Annotated in this window: 14 protein-coding genes and 1 rRNA gene; 6 read left to right on the top strand and 9 right to left on the bottom strand. The window is 51.8% G+C overall.

Translation table 11 applies throughout. The features are described from left to right. Positions 1–10: 10 nt before the first annotated feature. Positions 11–997, bottom strand: coding sequence for an alpha/beta hydrolase (locus BUC02_RS11840; protein ID WP_073322845.1), 987 nt, complete (start codon positions 995–997; stop codon positions 11–13). A 160-nt stretch (positions 998–1,157) separates the two neighbouring features. Here BUC02_RS11840 and BUC02_RS11835 point away from each other — a divergent pair, with 160 nt between their 5' ends. Continuing rightward, entirely contained in the window at positions 1,158–1,475 is a 318-nt protein-coding gene (locus BUC02_RS11835; protein WP_073322843.1) for an XRE family transcriptional regulator, read from the top strand. Here the strand turns inward: BUC02_RS11835 and BUC02_RS11830 are convergent. After that, positions 1,472–2,203, bottom strand: coding sequence for a CAP domain-containing protein (locus BUC02_RS11830; protein WP_073322841.1), 732 nt, complete (start codon positions 2,201–2,203; stop codon positions 1,472–1,474). The genes BUC02_RS11835 and BUC02_RS11830 overlap by 4 nt on opposite strands. 153 nt (positions 2,204–2,356) lie before the next feature. Here BUC02_RS11830 and BUC02_RS11825 point away from each other — a divergent pair, with 153 nt between their 5' ends. Beyond that, entirely contained in the window at positions 2,357–4,225 is a 1,869-nt protein-coding gene (locus BUC02_RS11825; protein WP_073322839.1) for an ABC-F family ATP-binding cassette domain-containing protein, read from the top strand. 127 nt (positions 4,226–4,352) lie between these two features. Here the strand turns inward: BUC02_RS11825 and BUC02_RS11820 are convergent, their stop codons facing one another. Beyond that, a complete protein-coding gene (locus tag BUC02_RS11820; protein ID WP_073058309.1) occupies positions 4,353–4,745 on the bottom strand; it encodes a co-chaperone GroES in 393 nt (130 codons plus the stop codon). A gap of 210 nt (positions 4,746–4,955) precedes the next feature. Here BUC02_RS11820 and BUC02_RS11815 point away from each other — a divergent pair, with 210 nt between their 5' ends. Continuing rightward, the gene (locus BUC02_RS11815) at positions 4,956–5,723 is read left to right on the top strand and encodes a lysozyme family protein (RefSeq protein WP_139261142.1); all 768 of its coding nucleotides are present in this window, start codon (positions 4,956–4,958) and stop codon (positions 5,721–5,723) included. Between the two features lie 2 nt (positions 5,724–5,725). On the opposite strand, the gene BUC02_RS11810 is transcribed toward BUC02_RS11815, so the two are convergent. Together BUC02_RS11810 and BUC02_RS11805 are read right to left on the bottom strand one after the other, a co-directional pair. Beyond that, the gene (locus BUC02_RS11810; RefSeq protein ID WP_073322835.1) at positions 5,726–6,556 is read right to left on the bottom strand and encodes a M23 family metallopeptidase; all 831 of its coding nucleotides are present in this window, start codon (positions 6,554–6,556) and stop codon (positions 5,726–5,728) included. Continuing rightward, on the bottom strand, positions 6,543–6,824 hold the full coding sequence (locus BUC02_RS11805) for a hypothetical protein (RefSeq protein ID WP_073322833.1): 282 nt from the start codon (positions 6,822–6,824) through the stop codon (positions 6,543–6,545). Before BUC02_RS11805 ends, BUC02_RS11810 begins: the two co-directional genes overlap by 14 nt. 63 nt (positions 6,825–6,887) lie before the next feature. Here BUC02_RS11805 and BUC02_RS16295 point away from each other — a divergent pair, with 63 nt between their 5' ends. After that, on the top strand, positions 6,888–7,040 hold the full coding sequence (locus BUC02_RS16295; RefSeq protein WP_163414572.1) for a hypothetical protein: 153 nt from the start codon (positions 6,888–6,890) through the stop codon (positions 7,038–7,040). Continuing rightward, positions 7,041–8,153, top strand: a complete 1,113-nt coding sequence (gene dnaN / locus BUC02_RS11800) for a DNA polymerase III subunit beta (RefSeq protein WP_073322831.1) — start codon at positions 7,041–7,043, stop codon at positions 8,151–8,153. A 76-nt stretch (positions 8,154–8,229) separates the two neighbouring features. On the opposite strand, the gene BUC02_RS11795 is transcribed toward dnaN, so the two are convergent. Both BUC02_RS11795 and BUC02_RS11790 read right to left on the bottom strand, forming a co-directional pair. Beyond that, on the bottom strand, positions 8,230–11,037 hold the full coding sequence (locus BUC02_RS11795) for an AAA family ATPase (protein WP_073322829.1): 2,808 nt from the start codon (positions 11,035–11,037) through the stop codon (positions 8,230–8,232). After that, on the bottom strand, positions 11,034–12,236 hold the full coding sequence (locus BUC02_RS11790; protein WP_073322827.1) for an exonuclease SbcCD subunit D: 1,203 nt from the start codon (positions 12,234–12,236) through the stop codon (positions 11,034–11,036). The genes BUC02_RS11795 and BUC02_RS11790 overlap by 4 nt, the downstream gene beginning before the upstream one ends. A gap of 153 nt (positions 12,237–12,389) precedes the next feature. Here BUC02_RS11790 and BUC02_RS11785 point away from each other — a divergent pair, with 153 nt between their 5' ends. Next, on the top strand, positions 12,390–13,400 hold the full coding sequence (locus BUC02_RS11785; protein WP_073322825.1) for a hypothetical protein: 1,011 nt from the start codon (positions 12,390–12,392) through the stop codon (positions 13,398–13,400). 365 nt (positions 13,401–13,765) lie between these two features. Here BUC02_RS11785 and BUC02_RS11780 read toward each other — a convergent pair whose 3' ends face one another. Both BUC02_RS11780 and rrf read right to left on the bottom strand, forming a co-directional pair. Continuing rightward, on the bottom strand, positions 13,766–14,908 hold the full coding sequence (locus BUC02_RS11780; protein WP_139261141.1) for an FISUMP domain-containing protein: 1,143 nt from the start codon (positions 14,906–14,908) through the stop codon (positions 13,766–13,768). Between the two features lie 240 nt (positions 14,909–15,148). Continuing rightward, a 5S ribosomal RNA gene (gene rrf / locus BUC02_RS11775) occupies positions 15,149–15,241 on the bottom strand; the annotation flags it as partial.

Below are 15,241 nucleotides of genomic sequence, written 5' to 3'. Positions count from 1 at the left end.
CTGGCGTCTTTTATTTCACGTTCTTATCCAAGAAATCAAACATCTTTTGATAAACGGTGTCACGGACTGGTTTATGCGAAAGAATAAGGTCATGAAGGCCGCCCTCAATTTGTTCGAGCTTCACATTCGGGCCAAGGTTCGCCCCGTATTCATGGATATGTTTCACATCCAGCACGCCGTCGCAGTAGGTATATTCCTCGCTCCAGTCGTCGTCGCGGTAACTGCAACCGCTATGCATCACCAAAACTGGAGGCATGAGGTGTAAACCCTGTTGGATACGGACATGCCCCTGGTGGATCGCATGGAGCCAGCCCAAATCGATTGGCAGGCTACCCGGGACTTTAAGATTGTGGTCGTAATCCCATTCTCCGCCCTCGGACTTGTGCAGACTCTTGTCGTAGTTCAGGTTTTCACTACGCGGAATACCGATATCCGGAAACACGCCCCCCAATGCGGAAAGCACGGGAACGGCTAAACGACGCACAGGCCAAACGTAGTTCATTTCGAGAAACGGACTATTCAGGACAACGGCAGCGATTCCCTCGCCATTTCGCCTGTCCGCGGCATACAGACATGCGATAAGCCCGCCGGTGCTATGCCCCATTAACACAAACGGAACAGAATCGCCCTCGGCTTCGCGAATCATGGAGATTGCGGAGTCGATTTCGGCATAGTATTCCGAAATGTCGCGAAGTTCCCCAATCGTCTCGCCAGAGCGATACGAACGGCCGTACTTGTGCAAATCGATTGCAAAAAAAGAATAGCCCGCGGAATCTACCTGTTGGGCGAGTTCCTGTTGGAAAAAATAATCGTTAAACCCGTGTATGTAAAGAACAGCAGCTTTTGGAACACGTGAAGAAACAGAATCTTTTACCGAATCGAATGGGTAACCGACAAGCGTTGCATGAAAGTTCTCCGCCTCAAATTCATGCATTTTGAAGGGTTCACCGAGGAATTTATCGGTTTCCCACGTAATATCCTTTGCAAAAAGGGCCAAAACTGAAAAAAGGACGATACTACACAATCTCATACAATGAGGCAATATAATTTATTGCGCCCACGGGCAAACATAAATTTTTCATATAAAGCTTTTTTTTATTTGATAATGCCAACTATCGTTGGCACGTTTTTCGTGGTTCCGTTTTTACAATTGCAGCATGTTCGATGAAAACGTCCACAAAAATGCCATAAAAGAGCTTATTGCGTTTTTGAGGACGAAGACTACCCAGAAAAACATAGCCTTTTTCTGCGATGTTTCCAGAGAATACATAAGACGGCTCGGAAAAGGCGACAGGATCCCCTCGATCATGCTATTCTTCAATATGCTCGATGCAGCAGGGGTAGACCTTAACGAGGGCGCGAACCTCTATATCGACTTCCTCAAGAAACAAAAAATGGCCCTTGCCGCCGAAAGGAGCAAGGGACTGGATTACGTCAATAAAAATAGGCTCAGGAACGGCAAAAGGAAAGACTAGAAGAAGTCTACGTTAAACCAGCCTGTTTTGCCATCTTCAGAAAGGGTGATTCCGCAAGCGACCTTGGTGTAGCTTGTGTTTTTCATATTCAGGTAGTGGCCAATATAGGGGTAATCCTCGCTCTTGTTCGGATCGCGTTCGCCACTCGTAACAAGCGCCTTTTCTTCTTCCCACATCATCTTGAGGTAGTATTCGGCAACGGCAGTGGCGTTTTTCTGCCAGCTAGCGTTGAAATTCGGCCCGCTGTTCTGTGCGAATTCGCCGCAATCGCCAAAATGGCCATGAGCCTTGTTCGAGGCAAGATCATCGGCGGACTGCTTGTCGGCGCAAGTCTGCTTTTCTTGTGCCGCGAGCGTGAGCGGCTTCAAGTTTTCGGTAGCGCGGTACTCGTTGATTTTGGCAAGGCAGTCTTCGCGCCAGCCCTCGTTAATAAAGCCAGCGTCTTCCTTTGCAGAAGTCTCGGAAGAAGAGCTCGACTCGGCGTCTGCAGAAGAGCCGGATTCCTCGGAATCATACGCTTCTACCCTAAGCGTGTCGATTTTCGAGGAACTGGAAACACTCTTGTCCGTGGCACTCGACACTTTGTCCGAAACGGGGATATTGATTTCGTCGCCGGTATCGATATTGGCGTCTGCACCCGAGGAAGAATCGTCGGAACAGGCGGAAAGGCCGAATGCCATGGCAAACGCGCATGGCACTGCAATCGAATAGAATTTCTTGGTCATCATCAAACTCCTTTTTGCGGAAAACCCGCTCTTTATCTGAAAATATAATTCTGAAAGGAATTTGGCAAGCGCCCTCCCTCTTAACCATGAGCAACCTTCGTTCTACTCCCTACTGCCTACTGTCTACTTCCTACTATATTTCTATCTTTTATCCCCGTGATTCAGATTCAGAACATTTCGAAGTCTTTTGGCGAGCAGGTGCTGCTTGACGGCGCCAGCATGCTTGTAGGCGACCATGAACGCGTGGGCCTCGTGGGCCGCAACGGCTGCGGTAAGTCGACCCTTTTCAAGATGATTCTCGGCCAGGAATGCATCGATGGAGGCTCCATCGACATTCCCAAGAAATACACGCTGGGTTACCTGCAGCAACACCTGAACTTTACGCACGCCACGGTTCACGAAGAAGCCTGCAGCGTGTTAAAGCCCAATGAAGACGGCTGGATCGAGGAACACAAGGTCGAAGCGATTCTGTTCGGTCTGGGTTTCGACGAAGAATCCATGCACAAGAGCCCCTCGCTCCTTTCGGGCGGTTTCCAGATTCGCCTGAACCTGGCGAAGGTCTTGGCAAGCGAACCCGATATGCTGTTGCTCGACGAACCGACCAACTACCTGGACATCGTGTCGATGCGTTGGCTCAGCCGATTCTTGCGCAGCTGGAAGGGCGAAGTGCTCTTGATTACGCACGACCACCATTTTATGGACGAAGTCTGCACGCACACGGTGGGCATTCACCGCCACAAGATGCGCAAGGTGAAGGGCACGGTAGAAAAGCTCCGCGAAACCATCGCCGAAGAAGAAGAAGTCGCCCAGCGCACGCAGGAAAACGAGGCGAAAAAGAAGGCGCAGCTCGAACAGGTCATCGAACGTTTCCGCTACAAGGCCGCAAAAGCCGCCATGGTGCAGTCCAAGATTAAGGCTGCGGCAAAGCTTGCTACCGGCGAGCGCCTCACTCACGAACGCAACCTGGATTTCAGCTTTACCGAGGCAGGGTTCCCCGGCAAGCGCATGCTGCAGATCAAGGGTCTGACTTTTGCCTATCCAAACGGCCCGGAGCTCATTACCGACCTCACCATGGAAGTCTTCAAGGGCGACCGCATCGCAATTATTGGCCCGAACGGACGCGGTAAAACGACGCTCCTGAACCTGATTGCAAACGAGCTCAAACCTGTCGCGGGCGAAATCGCTCCGAATCCGAACGTGCAGATTAACTATTTCGGACAGACGAACATCAACCGCCTGAATCTGGACAACACCGTCGAAGAAGAAATCGCCTCGGCCATCGTCGAAGTTTCGCAGAAGAGCCGCGCCCGCGGACTTGCAGGCCTCATGATGTTCAGCGGCGATGCCGCGTTAAAGAAGGTGAAAGTCTTGAGCGGTGGCGAACGTAGCCGCGTGCTCCTCGGAAAGATTCTGGCAACTCCCTGCAATATGTTGCTGCTTGACGAACCGACGAACCACTTGGACATGGAATCCATCGAAAGCCTGATCGACGCCCTCGAAGATTACGAAGGGACCGCGATGGTGGTGACCCATGACGAAGAACTGCTGCACGCATTCGCCACAAGGCTCGTCGTATTCGACGGCGGCAAGTGCCGCGTGTTCGAAGGCACCTACGCCGACTTCTTGGAAAAGGTGGGCTGGGCGAGCGAAAAGAAGCCGGGCGGTTCTGAATCCGCAAACATCAAGGTTTCAAACATCGACGTGAAGACGGATGCACCCACCAGTGCCCCGCGCGCCAAGGAAGACCGCAAGGCCCGCGCCGACTACATCGCCGAACGCAGCAAGATTATCAAGCCGCTCGAAAAGAAGCTTGCCAAACTCGAAGAAGACATCGCAAAAGCCGAAGCCTTGGGCGGCGAACTCGAAGCCAAGCTCGTGACCGCCTCCGAAACCGGCGATGGAGCCGCCATCACCGCAATCGCAAAGGACATGGACGACAACAAGAAGAAAGTCGACCAACTCTACGAAGATTGGGAAAAGGTGTCCGCCGAGCTCGAAGCTGCCAAAGACAAGTGGAAACTATAAAGACCGTTCGGCTCTGCCTCATAAAATAAAATGTGATATCGCCTCGCTCTCGTAACCGCCCCTGTTTAATAACAGGGTCTTTGTTACTCACAAAGACCGTTTGGCTCTATTACATTAATTATGATGTTTAAAGATTTTCTATTCCGGAGACGTCGTCGGGGACGTCTTGACGCATGACCATGAGCACGGCGTTCTGCGAAATAATGACATAGCGCTCGCCCGCCACTTCAATCTCATGACCGTTGGCATGCAGGTACAGGGCCTCGTCGCCTTCTTTTACCTGCAGCGGCAAGTACTTGACTTCGTCGGGAGATTCCCCGCGGAATACGGCATCGCTGTCCTGCGTCACAGGCAGCGGATACCCCGGCCCTACCTTGACCACTATACCCGTATGCACGGCGTCGTGTTCGCGAACGCTCGGGGGCAGATAGAGTCCGCTCCCGGTCTTGTTCGATGCTTCGAGGGGCTTAATCAAGATTCGGTCACCAATGACCACGATATTCTTCAAGGGATCCAGCATACCCCAAAGATAGAATTTGCGCGCTTTGCTATAATGTAAGGCGTGATATTCGTTATCCTGTGGACAATCATTTTCGCCTTTCTGGCTGTTTACCTTGGGAGAAGTCCCAGGGTACGCAGTTGGCTTAAATTGATTTTCAAAGCCCCCAGGGTCTGGCGTACCATTATTGCAAGTATAGCGCTAGTGGCCGCTATTGTCGTCACGTATCTTATGATTCCTGAATCCGTCGAAACGCGGATCAGTGAAAGGAGCCTGTTCGAAGATTATGCGGCTGTCGCTGTCATGAAACTGGATTCGGTGGGGGCACTCAAGGTCGATAACGATTGCAATATGCAGCACCCGGAACCGGAACTTGCCTACGTGCTCCCGCTAATAGTTGGCGCCTACAACGAGATTGTAGAAAAGCCCACTACCCCTATTGTAACTCGCCTGGACGACACGCTCTATTTCACCATGAGTGGCTACAGGCAATTCAAGAACAGGGGTATTCGCCTGAACAGGCTTTTGCAGAAAAAGTTGGGTAAGCGCTATAAGACGCAAATCGTGAGCGAAGGTTCAAGCCACACGCTCGTCGTGACCTACGACGGCGAACCTTGGGATACCGAACAGCTCACGGCGCTTCCCGTGATGGAGGCCGCGCAAATCCACCACCTGGATCCGGCCCTATTGATGTCGCTGATACAGCATGTCTCGAATTTCAACTTTAGCTACCGCGGTCGCAAGGATTCCAGGGGCATTCTTTCGCTCAAGGAAGGCGAAGGAATCGAACAGATCTTTATCGGGGCGGAACGCTTGGGCAAAATGTTTCAGGTGGGCGTGAGCCAAGAAAACGCCGTGGCTACGTTCTACCCGGATCCCGAAATCAATTCCAAGCCCGAAAACTGGAGCAAGTCGCCCCTTACCAAGAGCTGGGTCGACCAAGTGCTTTCGGACGTGGAATTCTACCACGAAAACGGTTTAAACCGTTTCGCCAACTGACGCTATCTCGTTAAGTAGAAACTTTCCGGATTGATGGAAACACCATCGATGCGGACTTCGTAATGCAGGCCAATGCTTGACTGCGTGCCGCTTTCGCCAATCAAGGCGATGGGCTGCCCACGATGAACGTGTTCGCCCTGCTTTACCAGGGCCTGACCCAAGTGGGCGTAAAAGGTGCGCACGTCGTGGCCATGGTCAATTTTTACAGCAAGGCCGAATCCGCGATGCTTGCGGACTTCGCTCACGGAGCCTGCACCGGTCGCAAATACGGTATCGCCTTCGGCTGCCACGTAGTCAATGCCCCTGTGCGGCAGTTCGCTGTCGGTAAAGGGGTCGTAAACGATCTCGAAACGCTTCTTGACGGCATGGTTGTTGCGCATCGGGTGCAGCACGGGAATCTTTTCGGCCGCCGCGGAATCGCTTTCCAGGGCCGCCAGGAATTTCTTGAATGTCATTTCCACTTCGTTCACGCTCTTGCGCTTTTGCAAAATCGAATCATCCATCGCGGTGACACTTTCGAGCACAAAGCCAAGGCCGCCCACCATCAAGGCGCTGTCGCGGAGCACGCGGGTTTCCTCGGCTTTCAAAATAGATTCGTCGACCGAGGCGCGGATTTCCTTGAGTTCCTTTTTAATGGCCGCGTTTTGCTTATATACGTTGGTGATATTCCCGCTTGTTATGTTGTCTAAAATCTGCCCCGGCGAAAAGAGAATAAATCCCAAGATGGCGGCCACCACGCCCACTACGGCAACAATGGCTCCAATCAGCGAGAACTCGTAACTTTTACCCGACGTGGTCTTGGTCGGGAATACATGGACCTCAAGCTTCTTCACGTTCAGACCCTGTATTATCGATTCGGTTGCGCAAGGATTCAATGACGCGCTTTTCTTCTTCAATCGCGCCCAGGATTTCGACGACCGACGGATCGTCCTTGATGGTATTCAAAAGGTCATCGCGAACGGCTCCGTGGAGCTTTTGTCCAAGAGCCTGGAAGTGTTTTTTGAGCTTAGATTCCTCGGCAGCCAGTTCCACCCTTAAAAGGGCGGTGGACGCATAATTCAATGCCGTATTTTTTAACTTATTTAGCGTTTTTTCAGCCATGCTTAATTCCTTTTGTCCGTAAAAAAATTAGTTTTTTACGCGTATAAAAAATGGAGAATATCTATGAGTCGTAGCGATCGTAGACGCGCAAAGCAAAATGCGAAGCAATTTACACCCAAAAAGGCCAATGCCCTGGACCCGAAGATTATTGCAGTCCTTGGCGCTCTTGCCGTTATCTTCTTCGTCGGAACCATGCTTATCCAAAGAGGCGCATAAATGAAGTTCAATATCAAGAAATCCGTATTGCAGGAAGCGCTCCAGATTGCTATCAGCGCCATCCCCAATAAGTCCACCCTGCAGATCCTCAACGACTACTCGCTGCGTCTCGAAGGCAACACTCTCGAAATTTGCGCTACCGACTTGAACCTCGGTGTGAGGATTAAGCTAGAAGTCGAAGGCGAACGTGACGGCGAAGCCTTGATCAACGCTCGCAAGTTCTCCGACCTCGTGAAGGCCCTCGTGCCTAGCTGCGAAAACGTGAGCATCGACGTGCAGGATCACTTGACCCGCATCAAGTGGAGCGAAAAGGGCCAGGCCTCCATTACGAGTTTCGATGCCAGCGACTTCCCTCCGTTCCCCGAAGTCGAAGGCAACACCCTTACGCTTGCCGCCAGCGAACTTGCATTCCTGGTCGAAAAGACCGCATTTGCCGTCTCTACCGATAACACCCGCCAGAACCTGAACGGCGTGTTCATGGAAGCCAAGGACGGCAAGATCTCCATGGTCGCTACCGACGGTCACCGCATGGGCCGCGCAAGCATCGAACAGGAAGGCGCAAACCTCGAATCCGGCGTAATCGTTCTCCCGAAGGTCCTACAGCTCGTGCTCCGCCTCGCCAAGAACGAAGACTCCGTCGAAATCTGCACCACCGAAACCCACGTGCTGTTCCGCATCGGCGCAACGCAGATTATCTCCAAGCTTATCGAAGGCCCGTATCCGAACTACCGCGCCGTGATTCCGCAGAATTTCGAACGCACCGTTCAGGCTAACGCAACCGAACTGTTGGATAAGGTCCACTGTATCTTGCCGATGGCCAACCCGCGTACGCACCAGATCCGTTTCCAGATGGACGGCAACAACATGGAACTTTCCGCTACCGACCCGGATGTCGGTGGCGAAACCCGCGAAGCTTTGGCCGTGACCCATAATGGCGAAGGCAGCTTCAGCATCGGCTTTGACGGCCGTTACTTCTACGAAATCCTCGGCATGTGCAAGAGCGAAGAAGTGGTGCTCAAGATGAACACCCCGATTGGCGCCTGCATCATCGAACCGGTTGGTGACGACATGGGCTTCAGCTTCTTGCTGATGCCGCTCCGCCTTGCCGACTAAGGATTGAACGGGTTGTAAACAAATTAAAAGTGGTTCGCGAAAAGCGAGCCACTTTTTTGATAATCCGGAATTCAAATTACACTTCAATCGTCACGCGACTGATTTTATTTTCGTCTTTCTTGACGCGGACGATTTTATCAATCTTGTGTTCGAGCTCATTCACATGGCTAATGATTCCGACCAGGCGATTTTCGCCGGCAAGGCTTTGTAGCGTATTGATAGCGAGTTTCAAGCTTTCATCATCAAGAGAGCCGAAACCTTCGTCCACAAACATCGTGTCGAGCTGGATTCCGCCGGCAGAACTCTGCACCTCGTCGGCAAGGCCCAAGGCAAGCGAAAGCGATGCCAAAAAGCTTTCGCCGCCGCTAAGCGTTTTCACTTCACGCTCCTTGCCGCTCGAATGGTCAAGCACGTTCAAGTCAAGCCCGCTTTGGCTCCTGTTATTGGAAGCATCCTTGCGGCGAACTAGTTCGTACTGACCGTTCGAAAGAAGGCGAAAACGGATATTTGCCCGACTCACGATGCGGTCAAAGTAAGATGCCTGCACGTAGGTTTCAAGCATCACCTTGCTTGAGCCCGAAAGTCCGCCGTTTGCGGTATCGGACAGATTCCTGATCCAGGCGCGCTTGCGGAGCTGCTCGCCGAGCGCACCGACCGTCTTGCCGATTTGTTCGAGCGCGCTCTTGTTACCCGCAAGACGGGCAGAAACTTCGTTCTGCGAATGCGCAAGCGCATTGTGCGCCTCGGCGGCCTGATTGCGGCCCGCCTGCAATGCAGCAAGGTCATACTCCGGAGCGCCTTCCAGTTGCTTGGCAAGCGCATTCTTGCCCGCATTCAATTCATTCACGCGCGATTCGCATTCAGTATAGTCGGCCGTCGCTTTTTCCAGTTCGCGCCTGGAGCTGTCGAGCGCAATCTGCGTTTCGCGAATCTGCTTCTCGGCCGCGGCCTTGCTTTCGAAGGCGAGTTTCTTCAACAATTCCTCGATGGCATTCCTGCACGAAACCAGTTCGGCCTTCAAGCCCGAGATTTCTTTTTCCTGATCCGTTACAGCCGATTGTAACTTTTCCAATTCCGCACGCTTTTCGGGAATATTCTTTTCCAGGAAAGTCTTCCGCTTTTCACGCTCTTCTTCCTTGGCAACCGCTAATGTCAGCGCAGCCATCTTGTCGCGATTCTCGGCATACTCCGTATTGCCACGCTCGCGGGCTTCTTCCAGAGTACATTCTCCAAAAAGTTCCTGTACCAGCGACTGCACCGCCGACCGTTTTTCCTCGAACTTTCCCTTTGCCTGCGAAGCTGCCGCACTCTTTTCGTTGCGATCCGCTTCAGCCGTCGAAACGGCCTTCTTGAGTCGTTCCAATTCCGCCTGGCTCGGAGCCTCCAGTGACTTGCAGGCCTTATGCGGGTGATGCGTAGAACCGCACACAGGGCAGGGTTTGTCATCCACCAAAGTCTCTGCTATGATTCCGGCCTGCTCGTTCAAGAAGGCCCGGTTTTTCGCCTCGTAATCGTCACTGATTTTCTGGTAGTCAGCATCGGCAGCAAGGTACGCTTTTTTCGCTCTCTCGAACGCATCGTTCAGCGTAGACAATTCCTTGACGTTTTTGCCCACCTTCACCAAGTCATCTTGCCTACCCGAAAGCTTATCGAGCTGGGCAACCAATTCCTGCTTCCTTGCGCCCACATCGCCAAGTTCCGACAACTCCTTGTCGAAATTGACAATGACCGCTTTGATATCTTCGACTGATTGACGATTCTTCTGCAGTCTTAATTCCGTCTCTTTGACGGCACCTTCCTTTTTCAGCGCTTCGCCGCGGAACAATTCCAGCTTGTCGTATTCCGGAAGCGAATTCCTGAGCGTCGTAATGCTTTCTTGCAAGCTGTCACGTTCGGGTTGCTTGCTTTCGGCAGCAAGCTTCGCTTCTTTCAGCGGAGCAAGCGAAGGCAGAATCCTTTCCAGTTCGTCACTTGCCTTCTTGAGCGCATCGCGCGTCTTTTGAACATTCTGTGCGCGGCCAAGTTCCTTGTCCATGTCGGCAAGCTTTTTGGCGCTTTCTTCAAGTTCGGCCTGGACTTTTTTGAGCGACAGATTGTCTTCGTCAAGAATAGCCTGCGTCATATCGCAAACACCCTGCCAGTCCGCAATCTGCCTCTGGGCCGCCAAATTTTTTTCCTGCTCCAAGGCGTCTGCCTGGGCCGAATTTTCGCCGCACTGGATTTGTGCAATCATCGTGCATGCAGTCGATTCGCTGTCGCTGCACTGCCGATCCATTTCGTTTGCCCGCTTCTTGAGTTCATCTTGCAGGGCGTTAAACTTGTCCGTCTTGAAAATCTTGCGGAAAATCTTTTTGCGTTCATCAGTCGACGAAAGCAGCACCTTCATGAAATCGCCCTGGGCAATCATCGCGATTTTGGTAAACTGGTCGCGATCAATCCCGATGATTTCTTGCACTGCGGCGGCAACATCCTTTTCTTTACTCACAGAACGGCTCGCGGGCCCCTGCTTGCCACTAGATTCAGGATAATAGAACGTGACAGAAGCCGCTTCTTTCGTAAAACCTTCGCCGCGGGATTTCGGGCGCATGTATTCGGGATTGCGCACAATGCGGTATTCCTTTCCCGCATACACGAATGTCAAATCCACTTCGGTCTTCGTTTCGGGCTTTGCGTTCAGGCAGCGGAACAGCTTGGAATCGTCGCGGCTGTCGCCGCTCGCCCGCCCAAACAGGGCATACGTAATCGCATCGAAGATTGTCGTCTTTCCGGCACCGGTATCGCCCGAAATCAGGTAAAGCCCGCTCGCACCGAGCTTGTCCATATCGATAAGCGTGCGTTCTGCGTAAGGGCCAAAAGCCGAAATAATCAGTTTAGTCGGTCTCATTTAGCCTCCCAGATACCATCGATCATATCGCGCACGAATTCGCATTCTTCTTCGTTCATTTCGCGCTTGGTCATGTCTGTAAAGAATTCCGAGAAAAGCTCCATCGGAGTTTTCTGTTCCACCTTGCCTTCGCCGACCGTAATCTTTTGATTGCGGGTACGCTCGTTGTCGTAATCGAGCATCATCAGGTTCGGGTAAATGCCGCGCAGCTTCAAGGCGGCGTCAGGCACGTCGTTTTCATCCGTGAGCTTCACGTAAACGTAATCGTCCAGCTTGAGCCCGTCGGCCAGTTGCCTGCGCTGGAAACCCGGCGACACGAGTTCCGCAAAAGTTCCGCGGATTTCGCGCACATCGTGCTTGGGCATCAAGGGAATTTCACGAACTGCAATTTCAGAAAGGGCGCTTTCACCAAGCCCCATTTCCGTCTTCACGCCTAGCTCGATAACCGTCAAAGACTTCTTGTGGTTTGCCTCCGACAAGGAATACTTGAGCGGCGTTCCGCTGTAACGCACACGGGCGACTCCGGCAGAATCCTTTGCCACATTCTGCGGTTTGTGGATATGCCCGAGCGCCACATAGTCAAAACCCTCGAAAACCGAAGCATCCACGTTGTCGAGGCCGCCCACGTTTTCTTCGGAATCGCTACGTTCGGCACCGGTCACGAACTGGTGCGCCAAAAGGACATTGCGACGCCCCGGCGTCAAATGCATCTGGGCAATCGCCATACGCATGGCAGACGTGTAATCGGTCACCTGGTCGCGTTCCTCGTCATAAGACAGGCATGCGCGCACGGCGGCCGGACGCACGAATGGGAGCATCCACACATCCACCTCGCCAAATTCATCCTTGAGCGTGACAGGCGTAAAGGCACCGGAATACACCTGCGACATGTACACACCTCGAGTCTCCATCAGCCGCCCGCCAAAGGCGATACGTTCTGCGGAATCGTGGTTCCCGCTCAGCACGAACACCTTCGTACCCGTTCTAGAAACCTGCACCAAAAAGTCATCCAGCACGGCAACCGCCTCGGCGCTCGGCACCGACTTGTCGTAAACATCGCCTGCCACCAAGAGCGCATCGGGCTTTTCAGTTTCTACCGCATTCAGGATTTCGGCCAGAATATGCCTTTGCTCGTCGAGCATCGAATGCTCGCACACGCTCTTGCCGATATGCAAGTCCGCCGTATGGATAAACTTCACAAAAACTCCTCGTTACGTTCTATCTCAATTATCGATTCAATATAGAATTCTGTAAAGTCCAAAAAATGACATTTTTCGATTTTCGTTCATTTGCGAATAAACAAAAATTTCTATTATGCCTTCCAGAAGGATCATGCAAAACAAGAGGGTATAATGCAATTGGAACCGTCGAACATCCCAAGCTACTACAGCCGCCTGGTCATGGCCAAGAACCAGGGACACTTTTCGATTGCACGCGCACTCCTTGACATTATCGTGAACGCACCCGCCCCGGATACCTCTACTCCGGCAGGCCTCAAGGCTCTCGAAAAAATGAACCAGGCCAAGGGACATGCCGACGCCGTGAACGCAGGCAACGATTCCGGCACCGTGCCGCCCGCAGGCGAAGTCGAAGAATGGGCCGGATACGTGGTGCAAAACCCGCCTATTACCAAGAAACTCGCCCTCGCCCTTGCGCAGTACTTTAGACAGGCCAACAGCTTTGAAGCCTGCTACGAAATGTACCAGAAGGCAAACGAATTCGAAATCGGCGACACCACTGCTGCCGAAAGTGCCGCCCTGCAAGAAACCCAGAACGGCACGCTTGCAAACCAGTTCGGCCAGAGCTGCGAAAATGCCGGCGACTATGCACACGCCGCCGAATGGTACAAAAAGGCAAAGGCCGCAGGCTGTGCAAGCGCAAACGATTCCCTGGAGCGCATGAACGCCCTCTACGGCATGGCACGCTATTATGCCCCCTGGATCAAGATTGCGACCGCAACGGGCCGCAAGGGCCTTGCAGAGGCCATCCAGAATATCGTAAAGTCCGACCCCAAGCTTTCGACAGCCATGGTCGAAGAGATCAGCGTGGCAGAATCGGCCGTGCCGCCCTGCTACGAAGAAATCGAATACTGGGAACAGGAATTCGAACGTTTCGCCAAGTTCAGCGACTGCGACAATGCGGCATTCGCCGGTCTCTACGTCGCAATCGGAAACATCCTGGAACGCGCACACATCTACAATCTGGCACTCCGCTGGTACAAGAAAGCCGTCGTGAATCACCCGACGGCAAACCAGGACGCACACCGCATGCTTCCGCTCAAGAGCAAGTCAGAACCCATGCGCGACGCCGAAGACATCTACGACGCCCAGAGCCCGATTCCCTCGCTCTGGAAATCAAACTAAGCTAGCAGCCTACAAACAGCAGCACAAGACTTGATACAAAAATAACGACGCCCCAAATAGTTTCGACAATGGGACCGAGTTTCTTGATTTTGACTTCGTTGTTTTCCATAACACACCTCGCTTTGCAAAGGGCGCACCCTATTGCTTTGCCAACCATTTATCAAAGTACAATATGCACTAGACAAAAACCCATGCGATACAAAATTGCAATGGACATTTTGTCAAAGTTCCAGATTGGAATATTCCACTCTGTATTAATTTGTAAGTAAAAAAGAAGGTCCCGGAAGCAGGCCAAACAAAAAAAGGGGAAGCCTACCGCTGCCCCTCACGCCCTAATTTTTTTGTTAAAATTTTTGGTTAATTGACTAGTTTTTGGCCAAAGGATTATCTTCGTCCATTACACAACGAATAGACTGAAAAGAATCCTTCCCCCATTTAACAATAGACGTTTCAGATGAACTTTTTGTAAAACTAGACGTATACGTATATTTTCCTTCTGGCATAGGAAGCCACATATACGTAAACTCATGAATGCCACTATATCCATCCCCAGTTGGAATAATAGCCAAGCCATCAGAATTTCGTCCAGCATTCTTTTCCCACAGAATTTTCGAACGAATATCGCCACGAGCGTATCTCCACTCCCTCTGGTTCATAATATGCCAGCCATCGGGGCAAATTCCCTGCCAAATGATATTCAAATACTCTTCACCTGGATTGCTTTCTCGTTTTTCCGTTATGGCCTTGCACGCGTCATTACTATCTACAGCAACAGAATCGCAGACCTTGGGCAAATTCATAGCCTCGGCCCATGTATATAGACCACCAAAGTGGTTGTCACAGAACCATTCGTCGTCTACGTAGCATAGTTTTTCGGTCACACTATCGTCAAATTTTGTCGTGCCGCTAGGAATCATCTTGCCATAATTCAAATTTTCGGCCATTACATAAAAAGTTGTAAACGCATCAAAATCTTCTGAACGGCCTTCAAATTTTAAATACTTATACTTGCGACCATCACGCGGGTCTTCGAATTCAAAATATTTTCCATTGTAACCCGCAAACAAGCTATCCATATTCGGGTGTTCTTTATTTTTTTCGATAGCCGCAAGAGAATCAAGCGAGTCCCTATTAAGAACATGGTCGAGAGCCCACCATCCATCTTTGCAAATGTAATAATACACACCACTAGCCTCATCGCTAGAAAGGGTATCCCCATCATCACACACTCGAAATTCTTCCTCGCTACTACTCGACTCGACCACCGACGAGCTGCTATTCTTACCGCTTACAGAACTAGAAGAATTCTTTTCTGCAGCCGAGGAATTAGATTTTTTAGAATCTTTCTGTGAAGACGAAGATGCGTCTTTATCTTTACCCGAAGAACCGTTATCGTCATTGCTACTCGACGAGATTTCACCGATTGGATCGGGAGCGGAGCTACTAGATTCATCGCCACATGCTGCGAGCAGGGCCAAAAGGAACAACGACGCAATAAGAAATTTCACAAGAATACCTCCACGATTCCCAAAATCAGGCACCGACAATATAGATAAAAACCGCGGCCCGCGGGTATAAAAAAAAAGCCCCGCTCGCCGTTTACGGCAAGGGGCCGTGAGCCGCAAGCGGCCTGTACTGACAGGCCGTGGCGGCGAGAGCGAGCGCCGGTCGGACTTGCACCGTTACGATAGCGCGAGCGGTCATATAAAACGAAGAGGCCCCCCGCCGTTAGGCGAGGGGCCTCGAGAATCCAGCGGCGACCTACTCTCCCGGGCCCGTGGGCCAGGTACCATCGGCGATGAGGGGCTTGACTTCCGTGTTCGGAAAGGGAACGGGTATGA

It is taken from the genome of Fibrobacter sp. UWOV1 (assembly GCF_900142495.1).
GTDB lineage: Bacteria > Fibrobacterota > Fibrobacteria > Fibrobacterales > Fibrobacteraceae > Fibrobacter.
Note: the sequence above shows the minus strand (reverse complement) of the source record. Positions and strands in the feature narration are given on the sequence as shown.

Coding starts and splice junctions, on each gene's coding strand:
- BUC02_RS11785 (WP_073322825.1), top strand. CDS start 12,390: ATGCAATTGGAACCGTCGAACATCCCAAGCTACTACAGCCGCCTGGTC.
- BUC02_RS11830 (WP_073322841.1), bottom strand. CDS start 2,203: ATGATGACCAAGAAATTCTATTCGATTGCAGTGCCATGCGCGTTTGCC.
- BUC02_RS11795 (WP_073322829.1), bottom strand. CDS start 11,037: ATGAGACCGACTAAACTGATTATTTCGGCTTTTGGCCCTTACGCAGAA.
- BUC02_RS11815 (WP_139261142.1), top strand. CDS start 4,956: ATGATTCCTGAATCCGTCGAAACGCGGATCAGTGAAAGGAGCCTGTTC.
- dnaN (WP_073322831.1), top strand. CDS start 7,041: ATGAAGTTCAATATCAAGAAATCCGTATTGCAGGAAGCGCTCCAGATT.
- BUC02_RS11805 (WP_073322833.1), bottom strand. CDS start 6,824: ATGGCTGAAAAAACGCTAAATAAGTTAAAAAATACGGCATTGAATTAT.
- BUC02_RS11835 (WP_073322843.1), top strand. CDS start 1,158: ATGTTCGATGAAAACGTCCACAAAAATGCCATAAAAGAGCTTATTGCG.
- BUC02_RS11820 (WP_073058309.1), bottom strand. CDS start 4,745: ATGCTGGATCCCTTGAAGAATATCGTGGTCATTGGTGACCGAATCTTG.
- BUC02_RS16295 (WP_163414572.1), top strand. CDS start 6,888: ATGAGTCGTAGCGATCGTAGACGCGCAAAGCAAAATGCGAAGCAATTT.